Genomic DNA, 21,354 nt, shown 5'->3' with positions numbered 1-21,354 from the left:
AGGTTGCAACTCCTTATTTTGTGTCAAACCTGTATACACTTGTCGTATATAAAAGTTTGTCGTGTTGTACATATTCTTCGCATGTTGGCAAGATTCTTGAAAATAAGAATACATACGGTGTCCCTTTTTAATCCAAATTTGAAGAGTTTTATAATTCCTTTACTTTTCCGTTGTCATTTTCTCACCTCCTTGTTAAGGATATTATACCAAAAAAGAACGTACGTTCCCATCATTTTACTTGAACATAAAATATTTTTTTCGATTCACCTCACCACCTTCACATCTGTTTAGAGGTGGGAGTCCTCTCGAAAGATATGATAGAATGTATTCTGGAATGGCATTCAGTCCACTACAGCACTTTAAAGCGCATCCCGTATTACCTTGCTTAGTTCTTGTTTGTCTATAATCGAGACACAAAATACAATATTAAGGGATTCTTACTATAATCATTTACTATATAGGCATTGTTGCATGAATCAGGATATTTAGCTGAACGCTGGGAAAGATACACGTAAAAATGATTAGGATGGTTTCGATGAATAGAACTTTTTACCTTTTCTTGTTATTTGCTTTTTGCCAAATAATCACTGTAAATAACGTATGTGCAAATTCAAATGATAAACCCCAACCTTTTGAACAAATCTATCCTGAAGTTGGATATACAACTGTCGAAGAGGCTGTAAGTGCAGCTAAAAAACATTTCTAACAAGACTTAAAACTGCCACTTAGAGTTCCTCCTATCGAATTCACACACTATTTCGGAAGATTTAATGATGTAGAAGGTGAAATGAACGACTCAGTTGAAGTGGAATGTATTAGTGATAAATCCCCTGAAAATCATTACAAAATTGATGTGCGACCTGTTAAGTATAAAATCCCAATAAGAGATAAATATATTTTGGGTGTTTACAAACTAAAAAATGGTCTTCAAGCCACATATATGAATATTTCTGGTTTTCATGTATTCGTTTTCGATAAGAATAATTGGCAATATATGCTTAGTGTTGATAAAAGGATTTCTAACAGAGTGACGCCTAAAGTATTATTTGAAATAGCGAATTCAATTGATTACCCTTCCGAACTGAAAAACGAATAGGATTGAAGTTCCCTAATTTCAGCCTATAGTAAAAAAAGATAGTAAGGATACTCAAATCCTTACTATCTTTTCCCTATTGTAAAGAGTGTATAAACAGCCCACTACGAAGCTTCGGTTCAAACCAAGTTGATTTTGGCGGCATAATTTCTCCCGCATCGGCAATTGCTAATAAATCTTCCATTGATGTTGGATATAAAGCAAATGCTACTTTGTAATCCCCACGATTTACAAGGCGCTCTAACTCCCCTAGCCCTCGAATACCACCAACAAAATCAACGCGGCTATCCGCACGTGGATCATGAATTTGTAATACTTGACTCAATAAATGATCTTGTAAAATCGAAACATCTAACCGTCTTACAACATCATAAGCATCAAATGTTTCTTCTTTCACGTTGAGTTTATACCACCTCTGATCCAAATACATACCAAATGATTTCGTTTCAGTTGGTTTATATGGAGAAACACCGACTTCTTCCACATAAAAATATTGCGACACTTGCTGTAAAAACTGTTCTTCTGATAAGCCATTTAAATCTTTTACAACACGATTGTAGTCCCAAATCGATAGTTCGTCATGTGGAAATAAAACAGATAAAAAGAAATTAAATTCTTCTTCCCCCGTATACTTTGGATATTGCTCTCTACGCATCAGTCCAACTTTCACCGCCGATGCTGAACGATGATGTCCGTCCGCAATATAGAGAGATGGAATCTCTTCAAATAATGCTACGAATGCAGCTATCGCATTCATGTCTGCGATTTTCCATATTACATGTTCCACATCATCATCCGCAGTAAACTGATAAATCGGCGTATGATTCTCTTGCCAATCTTTCGTTAACTTTGTCACTTCTTCTTTCATGCGATATGTTAAAAATATAGGTCCCGTATTTGCATTACATACATCGACGTGACGAATGCGATCTTGTTCTTTTTCATGGCGTGTCCGCTCATGTTTTTTTATTGTATTATCGGTATACTCATCAATTGATGTACAAACGACAAGCCCAGACTGCGTTCGCTCCCCCATTGTTAATTGATAAATATAAAGACATGGTTCTTCATCTTGAATCAATACTTCTTCTCGGATTAAACGTTGTAGATTTTCACTTGCCTTTTCATATACGCTGTTCTCATATGGCGAAACAGCCGGGTCTAAATCTATCTCAGCTTTATCAACATGTAAAAAGGAATATGGATTTCCTTTTACAACTTCCCTTGCCTCATCACTATTTAACACATCATACGGCAGTGCTGCAACTTGCGCCGCCTTATCCGATACTGGACGAATCGCTCTAAATGGTCGAATTGTCGTCAAATTTCTCTCTCCTTTATACAATCATTCGAACAGCTACTACACCTGTAATTTTCTTTATGTTTTCAACTATATTTTCTTTCATTATATCATCAATTCTATTATCAATATCAATCATTGTATATGCAAAAGAGCCTTTACTACGGTTAATCATATCAGCAATATTAATATGATGTTCCGCTAAACAACCTGTAATTTGTCCAACCATATTCGGAACGTTTTGATGCATAATCGTAATTCGTTTCTTTCCGATATAAGGAAGCTCCACATTTGGATAGTTTACTGAATTACGAATGTTTCCCGTTTCCAAATAGTCACGCAACTGGCGGGCTGCCATAATTGCACAATTTTCTTCAGACTCATATGTTGACGCTCCAAGGTGAGGTGTTGCCGTCACATTTTTCATTTTTATTATATTTTCATTTGGGAAATCCGTTACATAATGGCTAATAACTTCTTCTTCTAAAGCTTTTGCTAACGTAATTTCATCCACAAGTTCTCCTCTTGAAAAATTAAAGAGACGAACACCCTTTTTCATCGTTTGTACAGCGTGTTCTCCAACGATACCTTTCGTTTGCTCTGTCAGTGGTATATGTAATGTAATATAGTCACATGTTGAAAAAATTTGATCTAAACTAAATGCACGTTGTACGTGTGTTGATAATCGCCATGCTGTTTCAACAGATATATATGGATCATATCCAACAACATCCATCCCAAGAGCTAATGCATCATTTGCTACAAGAGCGCCAATCGCACCAAGTCCAATCACACCAAGTCGTTTCCCGGCTATTTCTGAACCGACAAATTGTTTTTTCCCTGCTTCAACAAGCTGCGGAACTTCTTCCCCTTCTAATCCTGCTGTCCAACTAACCCCATTAATAATATTACGTGATGACATAATAAGGCTTGCAAGGATTAGTTCTTTCACTGCATTCGCATTTGCTCCTGGCGTATTGAAAACAACAATCCCTCTTTCTGTACAACGCTCTACAGGAATGTTATTGACCCCAGCTCCCGCTCTTGCAATTGCCTTTAAATCTTTTGAAAAATCTTTTTGATGTAAAGAAAAGCTGCGCAGTAAAATACCATCTGGATGTTCTACCCCTTCGCCTACTTTATATTGATCTACATCAAAAATTTGTAACCCTTTTTCAGCAATCTGATTCAATGTTTGAACGCGAAACATTTCCCCATCTCCCTATCTATTCTTTAACTCGAAATCTTTCATACAATCTACTAATTTTTGAACGCCTTCCACCGGCATTGCGTTATAAATACTTGCCCGCATACCGCCAACAGAACGATGCCCTTTTAATGTAACAAGTCCTAACGTTTTCGCTTGCTGTAAAAATTGTTCATTTAAATCATTTGATGGTGCTGTAAATGGAATATTCATCAATGAACGATACTTCGTTTCAACTGGCGAAGTAAATAATGTTGATTCATCTAAAAAGTTGTATATAAGTGCTGCTTTTTTTCTATTTTGTGCTTCTATTGCAGATACGCCGCCTTGCTCCTTTAACCATTCGAGTACTAATTTCGTCACATAAATACTAAAGGATGGTGGTGTATTATATAATGAATTATTTTGACTATAAGTTTCATAATTTAACATTGTCGGACAAGAAGTAGCTGCTTTACCAATTAAATCCTTTCTAACAACTGCAATCGTTAATCCTGCCGGTCCTAAATTTTTTTGTGCCCCTGCGTAAATTAAACCGAATTTCTTGACATCATATTGTTCAGATAAAATATTCGAAGACATATCTGCAACAAGTGGTATATTCTCTAATTGCGGCAATTCAACATACTTCGTTCCTTCAATCGTATTATTCGTTGTGATATGTATATAATCAAGTTTTGTCGGAATCGTTGACACATCTACAGATGGAATTGTTGAAAAACGCTCTCCTTCCGATGAAGCAATTACTTCAACTTCTCCATGTTTTTGAGCTTCCTGTAAAGCTTTTTTAGACCATGATCCTGTCAGTATGTAACCAGCTCTTTTATGTTCACTCATTACATTCAATGGAACCATTGAAAATTGTAGAGATGCCCCTCCTTGTAAAAATAAAACATCGTAATTCTCAGGAATGTGCATCAATTCACGAAGTAAGCTACTTGCCTCATCTATAATACTTTGAAACTGCGATGACCGGTGGCTCATTTCAATAACAGACATACCTGCCCCATTATAATTTAAAAGCTCCTTTTGCACTTTTTCTAAAACTGGCAAAGGGAGTATAGATGGTCCTGCTGAAAAATTGTAAACTCTCTCCATCAACCGTATGACCTCCCCAATTCTACAATTTATTATTTTTTAAACTTTCTGAATTATACCCCATATAAAATATACGGTCAATTTGTTTTGCTTTATTACGCTGTAAGACGTGGTGGAACCGTTTGCATATACATTCTTATTTATAAACACACAAAAAGTGTTAAGCAACTTATTACGCTTAACACTTTCATCATCCATGTATAATAGCTACTGATTCGTAAAGAACCGATCATAAATTTGATAAAGAGCAGAAAGACCAAATAACCAATAAATTGTGTCAACAAGAACTGGTACAGAACCAAACCACTTCTCCACTACATTATAATCGAGCGCCACAAATAACCAATTCAAACCGCCAAGAATCACCAAAATTGCTGTAAGGTAAGACAAAAATCTCATTATGATTGCCCCCTAGGTGATAAAATGGTGAAAGATCTTTCACTAAAATATATGTAACAAATCAAAAAACTTTCATCTTTTTTAATTAAATTTATCACCCATTAACAAGCAATACTATCCCTACCTAAATGTTCAGCAAAAACGAAAAGGAGGACATTTGTCCTCCTTACTTGTTATATAAAATAAACAATGTAACCTATATGATTTTATTTTGTTCCTGCTGCAATACCTTGTGAATCAATTTTCGCGATTATTTCATAATATCTCTGCATTTCTCGCTCACGATTGTCCCAACTTTCACCATAAATGTGACTTAGTTTTGTTGCTCGAATTGCTAAAATAAACGAGCTCTCCTCATCTTGCAATAATACATATGTAATTGTTCCTTCTTTATAAAATTTAGCTGGATGTACATTTTTTAATTTCTCGACACTAGGTTGGCCAACCTTTCCCATCACAACTGGAACATAACCTGCTTCAACAAATTGTCGAAGGGAGTTCTCGCTAAAATCACTTTTTTTCAATGAATATACAATAGATTCCACCGCATACTTATTGAATTTTTCTTTTTGTTCTTCAAGCGCTCTATCCTGATATTTAACAATCGCTTGTTTTGTTTCTTGACTAATATCCGGCGTTGTACTTCCAGTTTCCCTCTGATACAGGTTATACAACTTCTCAGCACGATAAATAAGAATAACAGAAAAAATGATTACTAAGAAAATACCCCATTTATTATAACGTGGAGATTTAATATCTGAATACGATTGAATTTGTTTATGCTCTTCAGACGATAAGTGGGGCCGATCAACCGTAGGTTCTATTTCTTCAGCTTGTTGTTTTTCAAACACAGCTTCTTTTCCCCAAAAGCTTGCTAATTGCGACTCAATTTCTTCTGGTGACAGCTTTTGTGTCGATACATTTACAGTCTCTCCTTTCACAACTTCCCGTGTCATATTACAGATTTCTCGATCTCTAATAGATTGATTCAGGCGCAGATTCCTTCTCCAATCCGAAGGCATACTCAGTCCAACTTCTTTATATATCTTCCCTTTAATGATAGAAGAAACTAGACACATCACAAGAACAACAAAATAAATAATACCTGCATACCACCCTATCACATATATAGGAAGAATAAGCCATCCAATAAAACTTAATGCGATTAAAAACGTATGCACATACTGATTTAGATTATATACAAATCCAAATAACGAGCAAAATTTAGAAAAAGCTTGTACTAAAATTTGTGAAAATCCCATAGTAAAAGCACAAAATTTATTTTTTGTTACAATTGTATCTTTATATATTCCTCTAACATCTTCATCATTTGGAGCTAACTTCATCGCTGTTTCAGCTAGCATTCTTGCTTTTTTAAAATTCCCCTTCTCCTTCGCTATACTCGCAAAATAGAAAAGATTTGCTATATTTTCTGGATTTAATTCTAAAGCACGCTTTTCAGCCATTAATCCCTCTTCTTTTCGTTTTGGGGAATATTTCAAAATGATATAAGCATACCTACCTACATACATTTCATTCTCAGGGTCTAATTCCATCGCCTTTTCCAAGTAAACAAGTACATCCTTCATCCCTTCAAGATGCCTGATAGCTTCGCCCATATAGAAATAATATGGTGCCTCTTCAGGATAGTTTCTTATACCAATTTCCGCTATTTCTCTTAATCTTATCCAATTACTTTGCGCAGTAAAAATATCTAATCCTGCTAAAAGAACAAATTCATTTAAGTGATCTAATTGAAGCGCTTCGTCTATATATTCACTTGCAATATCAATTGCATGAAGCCCATAAAAATATACATAGCTTAAGCTAAGATATCCATAAATATCTTCTGGATCTTCCCTAACCATAAATTCCGCCTCTTCCTTGGCACGCTCAACATCACCAAGTTTCAGCAAATAATAAATCCTTCTAAAATTGTCTTCCATTCCGTCATCCCCTGCTTCTTACCTACTATTTCAATCTGTGTTCTTCCATATAATCTAGCACTTTATCAAAGTCCTTATTCACATCGCTAAATGTCGCATAATTTTTCGCTGTTGAAAACCAATCTAAAGTCGTTGGCTGCCGTTTTTTCATCGCTTCTAACAAATCTTCATTTGAAAGGGGCTGTAATTCTCCTGTTTCAAATGAACGCTGAATCGCTTGATTAATTGCATCCTCAACTAAATACGTTAAATCAGCACCCGAAAAATGCTCTGCATACTTTGCGACCATATCAAGCTGTAATTCTACTTTCGGCTTATCTTTTGTTTTCAAATCCAGTATTGTTAATCGTTCCTCATAATTCGGTGGTGCAACAAAAACAAGAGAATTAAAGCGTCCTGGACGACGCAGTGCAGGGTCAATATACCATGGTGTATTTGTTGCACCAATAATATAAACCCCTTCATTAAAAGAATTACTTCCATCCATTTCTACTAACAATTGATTTACTAGTGTTCGCTGATGATGAGAACCCATCTTTTGTCTATTTCCACCAAATGCATCTAACTCATCAATAAACAAAATACATGGTTTTGTTCTCCGCGCTTCCTCAAAAATCTCATGTAAATTTTTCTCAGACTCACCCGTCCACATAGAAAGTATCGCTTGCAATTCTAAATGGATAAAATTCGCATCAATTTCCCCAGCTACCGCACGTGCTAAAAATGTCTTCCCGCAGCCAGGAGGTCCATAAAATAGCAAACTTCCACCCGTTTTCTTACCAAACGCTTGAAAGTACTCAGGATTTCTAATTGGCATAATAAAATCCATATTAATTTTCTTCTTAACCTCTTCCAGTCCGCCAACATCGGCGAAAGTCATTTTACTTTCTTCCACTTCCACCATTCTATTTTGTTCTCTATTAAAAGAAATCACCTTAATTTTTTCACGATACTTCTCCATGTCGTTCATCTTCTATCCATTCCCCTCTAAATAAACACTTTGATTCTAACTAATATTGTCATGATGTTTGTAAAGTGAACCCCTCCAAAAACACTAGAAAGAATTGCTACTATAACTTATGATAAAAATATAATATTCCAAAAAATATCATAGCAAATAAAGTTATTACGAGTTGTCGTATTTCGTCGAATATGACAAAAAAAGGGATTATCCTCCTATCCCTTTTTACATAAACATATCTATCATTTACCATTTTCTCTCTTGTCTCTTCTTACCTTATGCGTTTCTAAATCTGCCAATCTAACTGGAATGGGTAATCTACTTTCTTTCCCTATTAAATTCGACACAATTTGAATACTCGTATCTAAATCGATATGATTTCCACAAGAAACAAAAATCGGTTTTACATTCTCTTTCGTTCTTAAAACTCTTCCATATACCTCGTCATCTATAATAATATCACTAAAAGTAAACGCCTTATTCTCTGGCATAATAAAATCAGCATCTTTAATCTTAAGATAACTTTTCGCTACGCCGATGGTAGGCTTTTGTAAGAAAAAAGAAGCATGTGTTGCAATTCCCATATGTTTATAGTGTAAATAGCCATTCCCATCGAACATGAAAATATCCGGAATAGAAGTAAGCTTTTGAACTGCCTCTATTACTAAAGGCAACTCACGAAATGCCAAAAAACCTGGTATATACGGTACTGTTACTTCCCCGTAACTATAGACCTTCTCCACTTCCTTCTTCGTATGATAATCTATTACAACAATGCAACAAGTTCCATAGTGCGTATTATCTTCTTCCCAATAAGCTAAATCTACCCCAGCAATTAAACTCACATCTTCTAGATGAAAGCTATTTTTCAATTCAATTTTATGTAGAAATCTATCTTGCATTTCAGAAAATTCTTCTTCTGAATGTAGATGAAATGAATGCGCTTCTTTAACTTTCATGTTCTAATCCCCTTTTATTATCACTTATACCAAACTGCTCCTATGTATTTCATTTCATAAGGATTTTCGTTTTTATTAATTATTTCACCACTGTATTCATAGTTATAGATCACAATAATCGTGTTGTACTTCATCTCTAGTATATTCGAAGTAAATCTTTTCATCTGTGGTATCACAACTTCTTCATAAGAACATCCTGCTAGTAAAGTTTCTAGATGATCACTTCGCTTTAGATAAAATTCTTTTTCGATAAAGTCCTCATCAATATCATACATACAAATGTGAAAATCCTTTATAAATGGCGATGGTATGGAATCACCATCATCTGTATATTTTATACTGAAATAATCCTCTAAAAAATCTTGAGATTCCATATTTCCTAGCCATAATGAGACCACACCTTCTTTTTCCATGTATATAATCTCCCATCCATATATTTTTTTTCAGCAGGCAAAAGTAACAAATTGATGAATATGCAACAAAAAATTATCCAACTCAATAGAAATCATATTTATTTTTTCACTGTATAATGTAATTCAACAAATTGATTAAAAGTTCTTGTACCTTTTAGAGAAAGATCTAACTGATAATCTCCCACTTTAAACAGTGGAATTCCCTCTCCGATGATAACTGGAGCAACTGTCACAATGAGTTCATCAACTAATTTCTCTTTAAAAAATGTATGTAATAAGTCTCCTCCGCCAACTATCCAAATATTTTTTCCTTCTTTCTTTTTCAAATGATTAATAAAGTTAACAACGTCCTCACTTACAAATTTAACATCATTCATATCCTTGAATATTGATCTAGAGAAAACGTAACACTCTTTATTTTGATATGGAAATTGACCTTTTTCGTAATCCATTATCCAATCATATGTTCTTTTTCCCATTACAACCGTATCTACTGTTTCAAAAAATTCCGCATAGCCATTATCCCCTTCACCTTCTACTTTAAATAACCACTCTAAAGAATCTTCTTTTGTTGCGATATATCCATCCAAACTTTGAGCAATAAACAATACGACCTTTCGTTGGTTCATTACATACTCCTCCTATTCACTCTTTACACCAGCACGTATATTCTTTAACATTTTAATAAAGACACTATTTTTATTAAAATAAACTATCAATTAGGCTTATACTACCTCAATTCGATTCTACGATTTTATTGAAGCACTAGTATGAACAAATTACTACTTCTTTTTTCTATACTAGATTATAGATTATCGATCCTATCCAAAATGTTGACATTACATTCATCTACCACTGCTTTTACTACATCTTTTTCAAAGATTACAAGATATCCAGAAGGTAATGTTAAAACTTGAATAAGAGAAGGCCTTAAACTTAATAATTCATATGCATAAAACGATTCATACTCTTCTATGTCACCCTCATCATTAACAGGACCTATATACCAACCAGAGTCACCATCTTCACAATCTTTTGTTCGTTCCAAGTAAATATCATCTAATTCCAATACATTTTTGGCAGCAACAATTTTGTCACAAAAGCGCAGCAATTCTCCTTCAATTGTTAATGGTTTTAAAAAACTCACTTGCGTTAATAATATCCATAAAGAAATCGTCAAATCATCTGTCATATCTTCAAATGGATTCTTCGTATAATCATGTACGATAATATGAAATCCATCTTCCCTTTTATCAAGAAAATAAATCGACCAACCAACTTGTATAGAAAATCCATCTATTAAACGATCATTTTCTACTTCAGTTAAAAAATGAAATAACCCTTCTACCTGCACTTCGAAGATTTTTTCTGCCTGAGCAATGAAAGTTTTATCCCCTATCTTATTAATAAACTTTTCCACTGATTTCCCTCCTCTTTTCCTAAGCGCTTCATTTGCACTCTAAATAACTCCATTCCCCCTCACTTCTCACCAAAATTTTATCAATAAGCAAATGATCTCCATCTTCCCAAACCTTTTCTATTATTCCTTTCATTTTTGCAATACCATTACTAGCGTTACAATCACAAAAAACAAGAATATCTCTCGCTGGTATCGCAACCGCATATCCATTTGATACGAATTCTTTTATGGATGAAAAATTTTGAAGTGCTCGAATCTCTTCTTCACGAGCCGGTAGTTCTTGGACATCCAGCCTAAAAACTGCGTTTAGTTCTTCAAATATACCTATGATAGATTACTCCTTCCTCATTTTCATTCCTATTCATTTTAAATAATCTATTTTTTTACTAAAGCCCAAATTCCATACTGATTATAAAACAATTCATCTTCTGAAAAATGTTTACACTTCGTATGTTGCAATATAAAATGAGGATTATTTTCATCTAGACTGAATGTAGAATAGTCCGTTAAGCCAGGCTTTTCAATGAGATTATACAGACAAAAAACGTTCATTAATTCTTGAGCATATTGCGGAGTTACTTGATCTTTAAAAGTAATTACATCCGGCAGCCCAAAGCAATGCATACCACACGTATAGTAAAAATCATCTTCTGCGACTACTGTTACAAAAGCTTTGAATAATTGGACTTCATCATCTGTATGATACATATCATTCCAGCTGTCAATTGTATTTGCCGTACCTGAGGATTCAACTTTCACACCCAGTCCTCCAGCTTTTACAAGTGCATTTGCAGCATCAACTAACTTCCTTATCTTTTCAACGGAACCTCCTTCCCCAATTAAATACAAAGTTAAGGAATGCTTTCTAATAAGATCAAGGTCTTCCTCAGTAAATGAATTGTATCCTGCAATTTCAAAAGCTTCTGCTACTCGCTCATCATGTTCATATATATCAACTTCAAAAAAAATACTCGGATCCCCTAGTTTACTCATATAATTTCCAGCAAATATATATCCCTCACTTTTTCTTACAATCGCTTCAATAAGTTCACTTCTATTCTTCCATAAACCAGGTATACATAATACAACTTTTGAACTTTCCATCTCATTCTCTCCCTACCACAGCCTTATATAAAAACAAGTACAATTTCTTATATATTTGTTTCAATTATTCTTTTTCTTTCTTATAACTTAATGCAAATTCTACTACTTCTTCAGGTGTTAATTCTATATCATTCCAAAATATTAAATCACTAGATCCTGGATGCGGAACGTGTGCTTTTAAAATATCGATGTACTGACTGCCCAACTCGTCCGACAATTTAGGGTCACATATCATTTTCACAAGTTCAATAAGTTCCTCTCTTCCCATCTGGCTTTTCACATCACTCAACCTCTTAAAGCTATTCATAATAAGGTACAGCACCAACAAATATAAATTCTAACCCCTCATATGTATCTTTCGCTTTCTCTGCATCGTATTGAAAATCATAAAGCACTATAACAGAATTCATACTCGCCGCTACATTTTCTGGTTTCATCAAATCTTTAAATTTCGGAATAATAATCTCACTATAAGAGAAATCCTGTAAAATCTCTTCTATATGTATTTTAGGTTCCTCATAAAACATAATTTCGATTTGATCTTCATCATAGTAACCAAAACCGAAATTCACTCCAAATTTTGAATCTATACTATCTCCATCTTCTGTATATTCCATATCAACATATTCTTGAAGATGCTGATATGATTGACTTGTTCCAAGCCACAACGAAGCCATTCCCCTATACTCCATATTGTTTCTCCTTATCATACTCTCCATCGTATAGAAACCTCTTCCCTCGCAGTGAACATCCTTATCTTGCAAAATTTTATTCATATGTAAGTTCGCTCGTTCTACAGTTTAAATAACAACATCTTGATAACCAACTTCAACAACTTCTTCATTTTCAAACTTCACACCAATACCATCCTCTTCCCATGTACAATTGAATATTAACCCTATCCTTCTAACTCCATCTTCGAAATCTGGTAAAATAGTAAATCCTATAGGATCAACCGAATTTCCGACTTACATTCTGTAATGGAGTAACTCTATCGCTACTCAACAGTTCCTTAATCCACCTTTCAGTTCAGATCTTATTTTCACTTTTCACTATAAAAACATCCCTCTAGATTAACAGATTCAAAGGAGCAAAACATCACGCCTTTTTTATAAACACCTTGACTTCAAAACCAAATATACATTCATGAGTATGGATAGCATTATTCAGGAGATTATGAAGCTACCCATATAAAAAGTGCCTTAAGAAAAGGAATTTTTTCTTTTTACTTATTAGGTTTCCCTATCACTAATACCAATTATATATTCTTAATTATTTTTATTTACTTTCGAGATAACTATCAAGATTAAATATACACTGTTGTTCACTTGATGAAAATTACTTTCCATGAAAAATATAGAATTTACTTCAAATATTTTACATGAAATTGTAGTTCTTAGATAAGTTAATCAAATTAGTGTAAACGTCAGGAGTGGATAAAAAATGAACTATCGTATTCATGTAATACCAGAAGAATTGGAACGTATTGCAAGGGATTTTTCTAATGCTGCAGAAGAGGCTAGAAATATTTTAAATAAAATAAATACGTTAGGCTCTAATTCAAAAGAACAATGGGAAGGGAATAAACACAAAAAATTTTCAGAAGATTTACCCGAATGCATAAAACCTTTAAATGAATACATTCATGGTTTACACGAAACCAGTCAGAAACTACAGCAAACCGCTACTCAATTCCGAAATGCAGATGGACAGCGTTAACATAATGAAAAGGAACCTGCATAGGTTCCTTTTCATGTTTCCAAAACATATTCAATTAAGCAACTCTACAAATGCCTCTTCTTCTTCATCTACAAAACCCACAAATATAATTTCTTCAATATCTTCATGATTAAATACAAATGTATAATCAGGATTAATGTATCCCTCCGGATAAAAACAACCAATATAGTCATACATGCTAGATTCTTCGACCATAAGTATTTGTTTTCTTCCGTAAATTACAATCTTTTTCGTCCCTTCCTTTAGCAAAACAATAGAACCATTTGGTAATAGCCTTTCTTTAGAAAATTCCATAGTTGTCCATCCTCCCTCATACTTCTTATATATTTTTTAGTATTATTTTAATAGCACAAATTTTACTTGAACCACCCTGTCATTTTCGACCAAGCATTATGTATCTCTCTCTTCACTCTATCTTTCATCATATACTTTGGAGCAACTGTCATAGTAACTCCTGTTATTTCAAAAAACAATTTTTCTAAAAATACCGTATCATGTAAATTACACACTTCTAACTCATTTTGCTTTTCTATCATGAACCAGTTATAACCTCGACCTACTAAAAAACTTATATTTTTTCTATCATTCTTTCCATCTTTACTAGAAAAAATAGTACATCTTCCTAAACATTCATACTCTTTTAACGATAATGTAAATGCTTCTGCAAATTCTTTTGTTACTTCCTCTTTTTCTATTAAAAATTTCTTTAGCTTTCCAATTGAAAAATTAGAAAACATCTCATTCAATTGATTATACGTTGCTACTTGGATGCGTGCCTTCATATGTATAGACTCCGCTTCTGTATCATCTAACCAATTTCCCATAATATTAATATATTCATTCAATCCTTCTGTTACCGTAAAAGTATATGTACTATTTGAGGCTGAAATTCTTTTTCCTTCAAGAATCATAAATTCGGCTTTCTCTAATGAAATATAATGGTATACATCTATATCCTGTTCCTCACTTTGTATTTCCAGTTTAACAACCACATCATTGAATTTACAAATCTCTAAAAAATACATTGTATCTGGTTCAATAGTGAGTTTACCTTCTGTTTCTTTCAATACTCCATCTTCTATAAGAGTTGTTTTCACATCTTCCCACTCTTGATCTATTTGCTCTACTGTATAGCCTTTATATGGATTTTCAAATCCTCTAACTTCTTCCATTCCTATCATTCGAAATAGAAAAAAGGCTTCTCTGCTATCTAAATGTAATTCCAAATTCATGAGGCTGCTTCTTCCCTTCTCTTTTCCCTAGCCTTTAATGACTATAAGAGGAATGCAATTATATACTCAAGGTTCAACAAACCCTCTTTAAAAGGCTCTATGTGTCTTCCCTCCACTTTCTATATGCTTCCGTAAATAATAATATCTATGAAGTTCCATAATGAAATGAAACAAAATAAGCGAAAGCATTGAGTATACACACATTAATACAATTGCCACCATCTGTTGTGTTGCAAAACCAAGACTGATGTTAGCAATAAGTTGCCCTAACCCTACAAAAGCAACTGCTCCTACCCCCCCCATTCCTTTCGATGATTTTGACTTTTTTCTTGGTTCCTGAAGCTTTTTAATATGATTTTTATAATAATGATACAAAGCAAAACTATACAAACCAAATGAAAAAATAAAATAAATTGGCGTTTGTAATTCTAACATTTCATATGCAAATTTTTGAGCTATAACCAATAATCCTACTGAACATACGATACCAAATACTCCTCGAAATAGAGTGTATTGTAATTGCCGTTTCCGAGGATTGATAATAATCCATATCGCCCATAGGTTCAAAAAGATAATCGGAGGAGCCACTATATATACATATAATAATCGAAAAGGATTCGCAAAAGCAGGCGCAAGAACAAATATGTCTGCTATCCCAATAACAAGAGTAATAATAGTCGATCTTATATCTTTTACAGCATAAACAGCCATATAGTATTCAAAAGCTTTCTTATTAAAATCTATATTTTTTTGCATGTTAATTAAACCACCCCGCTACTGTTGACCAAGCTTTTTTCGCACCCATCTTCACCATCACCATCTAAATCAACATCCCATTTCACACCTTCTGTGAAATACGTTAGCCCTACTGATATACCAAACCCTGCGGCTGCAACTACCAGAGCTGGTGCTGCTGCCGGAAGGGCTGCAACAGTCAGAGCCGCTGCTCCCACAGTTGTTGCTCCTCCTACAACAACATTACCAATAATATCACCTGCGATTTTATCACTTGAGGCATTACTTTTGATATTCTCACTTGTATCCATATATGAGTCTATAGCTACACTAGCCCATCCAAGCTTATCTTTTAAAGCCATTTTAGCTGCGCTTCCTTTTTTTATCATAGCTTCTATTTCTTTTATCTTAGTGGAAGCAGTTCCATTTTCTATTTTTTTTCGATATCATTTAAATAATAAATCTTATGCTCCCTATGACGTCCATTCATTTTTTTATTGTCTTTAACAGAATCGTAACTCTCTCTTATAAGGATTCGTTTATTTTTTCTGTCCAAGTCGTATTTTACCTCATAACCATTCCTTACTTTATAAGCTACATTCCCTACTGCCCCTGCACCTGTAACTGTTCCAAATGTATTCCCCGCCCCATCAAATGGTGCATTCCAATTGAAGCCAGTTATACCTAGAAATGAACCTTCTTTATCCTTCTTAACGAAATCTTGTTTCGTAGTATCTACAAAATTTGCTAATGATTCAATTTTTTCGTTCGTTTCTTTCAATCTTTTTTGATAAAATGCATATGTTTCAATAATATATCCACGATTTTTTGATTCCCACGGAATACTATGAAGCTCCCTTTGTAACCTCTGATCTAATCCTTTAAGTTGTTCTATTATACTCAATAAATCCTCTTGTAATAAGGTTAAATATTCCTCTCGCACTAAAATTTTACCCATTTCTCCCACCCACATTCTCATTTATTTCACTTATATAGATGCAACTGTCACAAGATATATACTTTCTACAAGTTCAATATCATTTACATTGAATACTTCTACTCTCTCTTGATTTTGCATAACTAACCAATTATTAGATACCCCCGTAATCAATTGAATACTTTGACCTTCCCAACTGTTTACCCCCCTTGAAGAAACTGTGTATTCCCCTAAATATGTATAATTCTGTAACGAAGAAATAAATTCGCTAGCAAATTCTTTCGATACTTTTTCATTTTCTATTAAGTACTTGTGTAGGTCTTCTTCTGTAAAATTACGGAACTCTTTCATAATTCGATCATATGTCACCATATTCATAGATTCTTTTTTGTCAGTACTTGTTTCTTTCGAGGCCTCCAATTGATTTCCAATAATATTAATATAATCTTGTAAATTAGGGATTACAGTTATTCTATATATCGAAGATCCCTGTTCTTGTTTAATCTCAATAATTTGGTTAGACGAAATAAAGTAATACGCTTGAACTTCTTCTTCAACACTGTATAAATGAAATCGTACTATTGTATTACTTAATTTACAGGATTGAAGTAACGTAAATACCGTTGGTTCAATTACGATTTCATTGTTGTCTTCAACAATAATATTATCTTCTATAAGCTTATATTTTATATCTTCCCACGCTTCATTCAATTCTTCTGAAGTATAGCCTTCGTACAAATTATTAAAAAGAGTTATCTCTTGAAAACCAATCATTTTAAATAAGAAAAAAGCTTCATGATTCTCTAATTCTAATGTTACATATTCCAACCGCATATCATCCTTTCACCATCATACCTTCAAGTAAAGTGCAATTATTCCGAAAATTTATGCATCTTTACAAGTTAATGTAATTTACCAGTAAATACACTTAATTCTGTATATCTATTTAAATTCAATCTAATTTTATTATAAATCAATTCTTTTATAATTTTCAGAATAAAAACTGTGAGATTTCTCAAAATAAGCTTTCGGATATCGCATCACTTCAATAACTACTTTAACAATTACTCCTTTATTTGAATAGAGCTATCTACTAAATCTCACTGATGCTTCATTGATCAATTTTTGATTTACGTGTCGTTTATTCTGCACATCATTTTGTGGTATGGATTGATTTACATATACTTCTTCCATTGTTTCATGATCTATACATACAACCATTCCTGAAGGCTCTTTAATGGATAAAATATTTCCTTCACCTGTAAATCCTAAATATATATTCCTCTCAAAACTTGCATCTAAATTACATTTTTCCTTTAAGCTTAATAAGCCGCCATTTTTTGTTGAGTCAAAACTCAAAAATGGCGCTGCAGATTCAGGTAATCCGGCTTTTAATAAAAAATGTTTACACGCTATAGGTATATCTAAATTTTTGAGTTTATCTTCTTCATAATGAATGAATGGATATACTTTTGGGTTCCATCTTTTTCGAAATTCATTGGGATTCATCAATTTAACCTTTTCCTTCCATGCAAATATAGCTTTTCGTCTAGCAATCATACGCCTCTTCCATTCTATTGAAATCAATCATTTCCCTAATCGCGAACTCAAGCCATTCCCAAAAATCACCGAATTCCTTTCTCTGTTCAAACCCTTCTGTAGCGAAGTCATGAATTACTTGAACCATTTGTCCTTTTCCAAATTCAAAGCAGGCAATGTCATCATTATCATCTCTTCTAGCAAAAGGAACTAATTTTCTATTTGGATACCTTTTTTTCAAATCAAGAAAGCGTCTAGTTGCTTGTGCCGATTCCATCATATACCATAAATCAAAATCAACTAAATGTAATTCAATTGCTTTTTTATATGATTGTGGATATTCAAACCCCTCTATCTTAATAAAATAGCTCCCCATTCAAATTCCCGCTTTCTAGTTTATTTTCAGCAAAACAAAGATATAGCTTTTCTACCATTCATTTACCTTCAAACCCTTCCTCTTCAGCACGAAAGAGATTAAATCACGCTATTCTGCTGAAGGATTATAATCAATCTCCACTTCTTCAAGACCTTCCAATACTTTATGTATTCTATTAGATAAATCTCTTATTTCTTCTTGTGTTAATTCCCCCACTGCGTCTAGTGGATTAAACTTGCTTAATCTCTTTGTTATACCTTCAATGTATCCAATAAAAACTTTGTCATGAGTTAACAGTATTTCACCTATAGCTGTATCAACAATTACATCTTCTATTTCTCCAAGATTTATATATTCATAAGATGTCCTTGCTATTGCATCTTTCTGTCCTCTATCTAAAGTTAAAAAGTCATTATAGGCTTCATTAATGGTTTCAAACAATTCATTGTATTCCCAGTTTTCCATTTCAGATTCCTCCATTAGGCATGAAAAGCTAAGTCTAATTTAAAATCACTATGTCAGTTCTCCTTTTCATATCTTTCTCCCATCATTTTGATTATCTACCACTACATTTTACTACTGTTTATTTAACGCTGTTTTCGCATAGATTGTTGCTTTCTTGACCACCTCGTTGATAGCTTGATACAATCGTGTCCAAGGTGTGGCTACAAAACACCTTGATAACTGTCTCTATTGGTTCCGTTCGTTAGAAATAGACAAGCATTTTGCATTTACAAATGCTTAGAACTACTTGATAAGGAGGCGCAAATTACAATGAGTGAATTACTTTTAGAGATTGAAAAATTTAGGAATTGGGCTAAAACAGCAAATAAGTCCTTTGGTGAATGGGAAACTGAATATCTCCATTGGGATAGAATATATCGCCTTGTTAATATGCTAGTAGATGCTACTCCTGTTGGAAAATGGAGTTCTGACCTTCTAAATGATTTTCTATATATTTTAGCGAGAGACAACGAACGTGAAATAATTATTGATACTTTGATAGAAAATCCAAGCCACCTTCTATCCCTTGCGAAACACTCGGTATCTTTTCCAGACCACGATGCCAGGTGGCAAATGGCTTATGGACTTGGAGAGATACCTGAGAATAGCGAAGAAATCAAAACTCTCCTTAATCAATTTTCACTTGATGAATTTGAATACGTTAGAAGAAGAGCATCATTTGCATATGAGAAAAAGGATTTTAATAAACCCTTCTCAAAAGCAACAAAGCTTACGAAAACAGCGTTATTTTAAAATTTATGAATGGTTATTTGAGTCCATCATAAGCATCTCCAAGTGATACAAAATCACTCTGCATCCAATACCAATACTTCCCCTTATTATGTATAAGTCTTTCAAGTAGATCTATAAACGATGTTGCAATGATTTGTGATTCCCCTACAATTCCATGACGATCAAAGAAGCTATCATAACATTTCCCCAATCTATTTCGGTTTAGGTCAATTGTTAAGTATTCCTCTTTTCCATCATTACATATAATATACCAATTGGAAGTAATATCATCTTCACACAGCTCACCTATTATTAATGGATTTGCTAAAATAAATTCTTGTGGGGAGACAATATAAATCGGATACTCCTCATTCTCGAACAAAACCGCCCCTCCGCAAAGGCTGTAAAATCCCTTTACATCCTCAGGTAGAATATGCTTCTTCTCATTAATTATCGGTAATCCTGCAGGCTCAACACACGACAATCAGATAAAGACTCTATTTGTGCAATGAGTTGACTCATTTCTTTCATTTCTATCACTCCTAAAGTGATATTGATTATATTCTTATTAGCGAATTTGAGTACATTTTTATAGCTACCTTCCTCTCATTTATTTCATTTATTACCACTCAAATTTCTTTTGTACAGTTTCAATTCACTTCATTGGTTGCGGAATGACTTAATATAAAATCAACCTTTTCCGCAAATAACTCCGGCATCTCACTCTTTACATTACATAAAATATCTTTCACTATTTGTTTCGTATGCTCATCAACCTGTTGTAAAGCTTTAATATATGGCAAAATTAACTCTTCTGAATTTAAAAGTGTTCGATGAATTCTATCTGCCCAAAATTCTGCCTGGGGTAACATATTTGGTATTCCATTCGCTAACTGTACAAGTCCATCCTCTAATCCATTGCGGCTTGCAATATAAAAAATGGTTTCAACTACATCGCTGTCTGCAGAAGGTTCCGCTACCTCGTCTTCAAATATTTTACAAAGTTCTGGAATCACTTCATTTCCTGCATGAAATGATAGTTCATTTAATATTTCTTCAAATTCTTCAATGTCATCGCCTTCATTTTCCATAAAGCGCATTTTATATAAAATAGCAAGTTGTTCTTTATAACTCATGATGTACCTCCCGATTTTATTGATACTCACTAATTATTAGAATACGAAACACTATTTAAACAATTATGATGTAAAAAACAGCAGGGTTTTTAAAACCTCTGCTGTTTCCTATTATTTAACTTCTAACGTGAACCAATTATTTATTGAATAGACAAGCGTTACCAAACAGCCGATTCCACCAAACCAAATAACACCGCTATTAACGATACCATACACAATAGCATCGCTAGACTATTAATCTTAATTTCGACTATATCGCCACTTTTTACTTGCTTTTCTTTACTTCCAAAAAATAATTGATTTGCTTTTATCTTCGCTTCTTTTACATCAGAAGGGAGCTTGTACTCTTCATTATTTTCTAATTTCATTATCTACCTTTAAAGCCACTCTTGTAGCTCCGCCCATCATTCCTGTTGCCCTTATTACTTTTATACTCATTTTAAATTCCCCTTAAAATTTTGTTCGTCTAATAAAAAACTTCCCACTTTTCAGTCTAGTATATTTTCTACAATTCTGCATCTTT

Annotated in this window: 27 protein-coding genes and 3 pseudogenes; 4 read left to right on the top strand and 26 right to left on the bottom strand. The window is 33.6% G+C overall.

What is annotated here, in order from left to right; genetic code table 11:
- Nucleotides 1-535: 535 nt before the first annotated feature.
- Nucleotides 536-706, top strand: coding sequence for a hypothetical protein (locus ACX5JI_RS18130; RefSeq protein ID WP_459502418.1), 171 nt, complete (start codon nt 536-538; stop codon nt 704-706).
- An 81-nt stretch (nt 707-787) separates the two neighbouring features.
- Nucleotides 788-1,096 (top strand): hypothetical protein, encoded by a 309-nt coding sequence (locus tag ACX5JI_RS18125; RefSeq protein WP_459502417.1) that lies wholly within the window; start codon nt 788-790, stop codon nt 1,094-1,096.
- Between the two features lie 73 nt (nt 1,097-1,169).
- On the opposite strand, the gene ACX5JI_RS18120 is transcribed toward ACX5JI_RS18125, so the two are convergent.
- The 14 genes and pseudogenes from ACX5JI_RS18120 to ACX5JI_RS18055 all read right to left on the bottom strand — a co-directional run.
- Complete coding sequence (locus tag ACX5JI_RS18120) at nt 1,170-2,417, bottom strand: DUF1015 domain-containing protein (RefSeq protein WP_459502416.1); 1,248 nt, start codon at nt 2,415-2,417, stop codon at nt 1,170-1,172.
- A 13-nt stretch (nt 2,418-2,430) separates the two neighbouring features.
- Complete coding sequence (locus ACX5JI_RS18115) at nt 2,431-3,603, bottom strand: phosphoglycerate dehydrogenase (protein WP_459502415.1); 1,173 nt, start codon at nt 3,601-3,603, stop codon at nt 2,431-2,433.
- A 12-nt stretch (nt 3,604-3,615) separates the two neighbouring features.
- Nucleotides 3,616-4,698 carry a 3-phosphoserine/phosphohydroxythreonine transaminase gene (serC, locus tag ACX5JI_RS18110; RefSeq protein WP_459502431.1) on the bottom strand — a complete coding sequence of 361 codons (1,083 nt, stop codon included), beginning with the start codon at nt 4,696-4,698 and terminating at the stop codon, nt 3,616-3,618.
- 207 nt (nt 4,699-4,905) lie between these two features.
- A complete protein-coding gene (locus ACX5JI_RS18105) occupies nt 4,906-5,097 on the bottom strand; it encodes a DUF378 domain-containing protein (protein ID WP_459502414.1) in 192 nt (63 codons plus the stop codon).
- 206 nt (nt 5,098-5,303) lie between these two features.
- Nucleotides 5,304-7,043 (bottom strand): tetratricopeptide repeat protein, encoded by a 1,740-nt coding sequence (locus ACX5JI_RS18100; RefSeq protein WP_459502413.1) that lies wholly within the window; start codon nt 7,041-7,043, stop codon nt 5,304-5,306.
- Nucleotides 7,044-7,068: 25 nt separating this feature from the next.
- Nucleotides 7,069-8,013, bottom strand: a complete 945-nt coding sequence (locus ACX5JI_RS18095; RefSeq protein ID WP_459502412.1) for an ATP-binding protein — start codon at nt 8,011-8,013, stop codon at nt 7,069-7,071.
- 233 nt (nt 8,014-8,246) lie between these two features.
- The gene (locus ACX5JI_RS18090; RefSeq protein ID WP_459502411.1) at nt 8,247-8,963 is read right to left on the bottom strand and encodes an endonuclease V; all 717 of its coding nucleotides are present in this window, start codon (nt 8,961-8,963) and stop codon (nt 8,247-8,249) included.
- 20 nt (nt 8,964-8,983) lie between these two features.
- Nucleotides 8,984-9,376, bottom strand: coding sequence for an immunity 22 family protein (locus tag ACX5JI_RS18085; RefSeq protein WP_459502410.1), 393 nt, complete (start codon nt 9,374-9,376; stop codon nt 8,984-8,986).
- 98 nt (nt 9,377-9,474) lie between these two features.
- The gene (locus tag ACX5JI_RS18080; protein WP_459502409.1) at nt 9,475-10,005 is read right to left on the bottom strand and encodes a dihydrofolate reductase family protein; all 531 of its coding nucleotides are present in this window, start codon (nt 10,003-10,005) and stop codon (nt 9,475-9,477) included.
- Between the two features lie 176 nt (nt 10,006-10,181).
- Nucleotides 10,182-10,796, bottom strand: a complete 615-nt coding sequence (locus ACX5JI_RS18075; protein WP_459502408.1) for an immunity protein Imm33 domain-containing protein — start codon at nt 10,794-10,796, stop codon at nt 10,182-10,184.
- A gap of 375 nt (nt 10,797-11,171) precedes the next feature.
- Nucleotides 11,172-11,900: a DUF4261 domain-containing protein gene (locus ACX5JI_RS18070; RefSeq protein ID WP_459502406.1), complete on the bottom strand. Its 729-nt coding sequence runs from the start codon at nt 11,898-11,900 to the stop codon at nt 11,172-11,174.
- Nucleotides 11,901-11,964: 64 nt separating this feature from the next.
- On the bottom strand, nt 11,965-12,207 hold the full coding sequence (locus tag ACX5JI_RS18065; RefSeq protein ID WP_459502405.1) for a bacteriocin immunity protein: 243 nt from the start codon (nt 12,205-12,207) through the stop codon (nt 11,965-11,967).
- Nucleotides 12,200-12,592, bottom strand: a complete 393-nt coding sequence (locus ACX5JI_RS18060) for an immunity 22 family protein (protein WP_459502403.1) — start codon at nt 12,590-12,592, stop codon at nt 12,200-12,202. The genes ACX5JI_RS18065 and ACX5JI_RS18060 overlap by 8 nt, the downstream gene beginning before the upstream one ends.
- 108 nt (nt 12,593-12,700) lie before the next feature.
- Nucleotides 12,701-12,868 (bottom strand): annotated as a pseudogene (locus tag ACX5JI_RS18055) (DUF6985 domain-containing protein); the annotation flags it as partial.
- Nucleotides 12,869-13,343: 475 nt separating this feature from the next.
- Between ACX5JI_RS18055 and ACX5JI_RS18050 the strand changes: the two are divergent.
- Complete coding sequence (locus tag ACX5JI_RS18050) at nt 13,344-13,619, top strand: WXG100 family type VII secretion target (protein WP_459502402.1); 276 nt, start codon at nt 13,344-13,346, stop codon at nt 13,617-13,619.
- Nucleotides 13,620-13,670: 51 nt separating this feature from the next.
- On the opposite strand, the gene ACX5JI_RS18045 is transcribed toward ACX5JI_RS18050, so the two are convergent.
- The 9 genes from ACX5JI_RS18045 to ACX5JI_RS18005 form a co-directional block, all read right to left on the bottom strand.
- Nucleotides 13,671-13,934: a DUF4176 domain-containing protein gene (locus tag ACX5JI_RS18045; protein ID WP_459502401.1), complete on the bottom strand. Its 264-nt coding sequence runs from the start codon at nt 13,932-13,934 to the stop codon at nt 13,671-13,673.
- Nucleotides 13,935-13,996: 62 nt separating this feature from the next.
- On the bottom strand, nt 13,997-14,872 hold the full coding sequence (locus ACX5JI_RS18040; RefSeq protein WP_459502400.1) for a hypothetical protein: 876 nt from the start codon (nt 14,870-14,872) through the stop codon (nt 13,997-13,999).
- Between the two features lie 87 nt (nt 14,873-14,959).
- On the bottom strand, nt 14,960-15,628 hold the full coding sequence (locus ACX5JI_RS18035) for a hypothetical protein (protein ID WP_459502399.1): 669 nt from the start codon (nt 15,626-15,628) through the stop codon (nt 14,960-14,962).
- A gap of 5 nt (nt 15,629-15,633) precedes the next feature.
- Nucleotides 15,634-15,918 carry a hypothetical protein gene (locus ACX5JI_RS18030; protein WP_459502398.1) on the bottom strand — a complete coding sequence of 95 codons (285 nt, stop codon included), beginning with the start codon at nt 15,916-15,918 and terminating at the stop codon, nt 15,634-15,636.
- 119 nt (nt 15,919-16,037) lie between these two features.
- Nucleotides 16,038-16,565, bottom strand: coding sequence for a hypothetical protein (locus ACX5JI_RS18025; protein WP_459502397.1), 528 nt, complete (start codon nt 16,563-16,565; stop codon nt 16,038-16,040).
- Between the two features lie 30 nt (nt 16,566-16,595).
- Entirely contained in the window at nt 16,596-17,372 is a 777-nt protein-coding gene (locus tag ACX5JI_RS18020) for a hypothetical protein (protein WP_459502396.1), read from the bottom strand.
- Between the two features lie 258 nt (nt 17,373-17,630).
- Complete coding sequence (locus ACX5JI_RS18015; RefSeq protein WP_459502395.1) at nt 17,631-18,104, bottom strand: hypothetical protein; 474 nt, start codon at nt 18,102-18,104, stop codon at nt 17,631-17,633.
- Nucleotides 18,094-18,459, bottom strand: a complete 366-nt coding sequence (locus tag ACX5JI_RS18010) for a hypothetical protein (RefSeq protein WP_459502393.1) — start codon at nt 18,457-18,459, stop codon at nt 18,094-18,096. The genes ACX5JI_RS18015 and ACX5JI_RS18010 overlap by 11 nt, the downstream gene beginning before the upstream one ends.
- A gap of 108 nt (nt 18,460-18,567) precedes the next feature.
- Complete coding sequence (locus tag ACX5JI_RS18005; RefSeq protein WP_459502392.1) at nt 18,568-18,924, bottom strand: Imm3 family immunity protein; 357 nt, start codon at nt 18,922-18,924, stop codon at nt 18,568-18,570.
- Between the two features lie 309 nt (nt 18,925-19,233).
- Between ACX5JI_RS18005 and ACX5JI_RS18000 the strand changes: the two genes are divergently transcribed.
- Complete coding sequence (locus ACX5JI_RS18000) at nt 19,234-19,716, top strand: hypothetical protein (RefSeq protein ID WP_459502391.1); 483 nt, start codon at nt 19,234-19,236, stop codon at nt 19,714-19,716.
- Between the two features lie 13 nt (nt 19,717-19,729).
- On the opposite strand, the pseudogene ACX5JI_RS17995 reads toward ACX5JI_RS18000, so the two are convergent.
- The 3 genes and pseudogenes from ACX5JI_RS17995 to ACX5JI_RS17985 form a co-directional block, all read right to left on the bottom strand.
- Nucleotides 19,730-20,226: pseudogene (locus tag ACX5JI_RS17995) on the bottom strand (SMI1/KNR4 family protein).
- A gap of 119 nt (nt 20,227-20,345) precedes the next feature.
- The gene (locus ACX5JI_RS17990; protein WP_459502390.1) at nt 20,346-20,831 is read right to left on the bottom strand and encodes an Imm30 family immunity protein; all 486 of its coding nucleotides are present in this window, start codon (nt 20,829-20,831) and stop codon (nt 20,346-20,348) included.
- Between the two features lie 111 nt (nt 20,832-20,942).
- Nucleotides 20,943-21,269 (bottom strand): annotated as a pseudogene (locus tag ACX5JI_RS17985) (hypothetical protein).
- Between the last annotated feature and the right edge of the window lie 85 nt (nt 21,270-21,354).

It is taken from the genome of Bacillus sp. C1 (genome assembly GCF_054570475.1).
Note: the sequence above shows the minus strand (reverse complement) of the source record. Positions and strands in the feature narration are given on the sequence as shown.

Bases quoted from the DNA above. Each gene is read 5' to 3' on its own strand.
- ACX5JI_RS18130 (WP_459502418.1), top strand. From the start codon at position 536: ATGAATAGAACTTTTTACCTTTTCTTGTTATTTGCTTTTTGCCAAATA.
- ACX5JI_RS18125 (WP_459502417.1), top strand. From the start codon at position 788: ATGAACGACTCAGTTGAAGTGGAATGTATTAGTGATAAATCCCCTGAA.
- ACX5JI_RS18115 (WP_459502415.1), bottom strand. From the start codon at position 3,603: ATGTTTCGCGTTCAAACATTGAATCAGATTGCTGAAAAAGGGTTACAA.
- serC (WP_459502431.1), bottom strand. From the start codon at position 4,698: ATGGAGAGAGTTTACAATTTTTCAGCAGGACCATCTATACTCCCTTTG.
- ACX5JI_RS18105 (WP_459502414.1), bottom strand. From the start codon at position 5,097: ATGAGATTTTTGTCTTACCTTACAGCAATTTTGGTGATTCTTGGCGGT.
- ACX5JI_RS18100 (WP_459502413.1), bottom strand. From the start codon at position 7,043: ATGGAAGACAATTTTAGAAGGATTTATTATTTGCTGAAACTTGGTGAT.
- ACX5JI_RS18095 (WP_459502412.1), bottom strand. From the start codon at position 8,013: ATGAACGACATGGAGAAGTATCGTGAAAAAATTAAGGTGATTTCTTTT.
- ACX5JI_RS18090 (WP_459502411.1), bottom strand. From the start codon at position 8,963: ATGAAAGTTAAAGAAGCGCATTCATTTCATCTACATTCAGAAGAAGAA.
- ACX5JI_RS18085 (WP_459502410.1), bottom strand. From the start codon at position 9,376: ATGGAAAAAGAAGGTGTGGTCTCATTATGGCTAGGAAATATGGAATCT.
- ACX5JI_RS18080 (WP_459502409.1), bottom strand. From the start codon at position 10,005: ATGAACCAACGAAAGGTCGTATTGTTTATTGCTCAAAGTTTGGATGGA.
- ACX5JI_RS18070 (WP_459502406.1), bottom strand. From the start codon at position 11,900: ATGGAAAGTTCAAAAGTTGTATTATGTATACCTGGTTTATGGAAGAAT.
- ACX5JI_RS18065 (WP_459502405.1), bottom strand. From the start codon at position 12,207: ATGAATAGCTTTAAGAGGTTGAGTGATGTGAAAAGCCAGATGGGAAGA.
- ACX5JI_RS18060 (WP_459502403.1), bottom strand. From the start codon at position 12,592: ATGGAGTATAGGGGAATGGCTTCGTTGTGGCTTGGAACAAGTCAATCA.
- ACX5JI_RS18050 (WP_459502402.1), top strand. From the start codon at position 13,344: ATGAACTATCGTATTCATGTAATACCAGAAGAATTGGAACGTATTGCA.
- ACX5JI_RS18045 (WP_459502401.1), bottom strand. From the start codon at position 13,934: ATGGAATTTTCTAAAGAAAGGCTATTACCAAATGGTTCTATTGTTTTG.
- ACX5JI_RS18040 (WP_459502400.1), bottom strand. From the start codon at position 14,872: ATGAATTTGGAATTACATTTAGATAGCAGAGAAGCCTTTTTTCTATTT.
- ACX5JI_RS18035 (WP_459502399.1), bottom strand. From the start codon at position 15,628: ATGCAAAAAAATATAGATTTTAATAAGAAAGCTTTTGAATACTATATG.
- ACX5JI_RS18030 (WP_459502398.1), bottom strand. From the start codon at position 15,918: ATGGATACAAGTGAGAATATCAAAAGTAATGCCTCAAGTGATAAAATC.
- ACX5JI_RS18025 (WP_459502397.1), bottom strand. From the start codon at position 16,565: ATGGGTAAAATTTTAGTGCGAGAGGAATATTTAACCTTATTACAAGAG.
- ACX5JI_RS18015 (WP_459502395.1), bottom strand. From the start codon at position 18,104: ATGATTGCTAGACGAAAAGCTATATTTGCATGGAAGGAAAAGGTTAAA.
- ACX5JI_RS18010 (WP_459502393.1), bottom strand. From the start codon at position 18,459: ATGGGGAGCTATTTTATTAAGATAGAGGGGTTTGAATATCCACAATCA.
- ACX5JI_RS18005 (WP_459502392.1), bottom strand. From the start codon at position 18,924: ATGGAAAACTGGGAATACAATGAATTGTTTGAAACCATTAATGAAGCC.
- ACX5JI_RS18000 (WP_459502391.1), top strand. From the start codon at position 19,234: ATGAGTGAATTACTTTTAGAGATTGAAAAATTTAGGAATTGGGCTAAA.
- ACX5JI_RS17990 (WP_459502390.1), bottom strand. From the start codon at position 20,831: ATGAGTTATAAAGAACAACTTGCTATTTTATATAAAATGCGCTTTATG.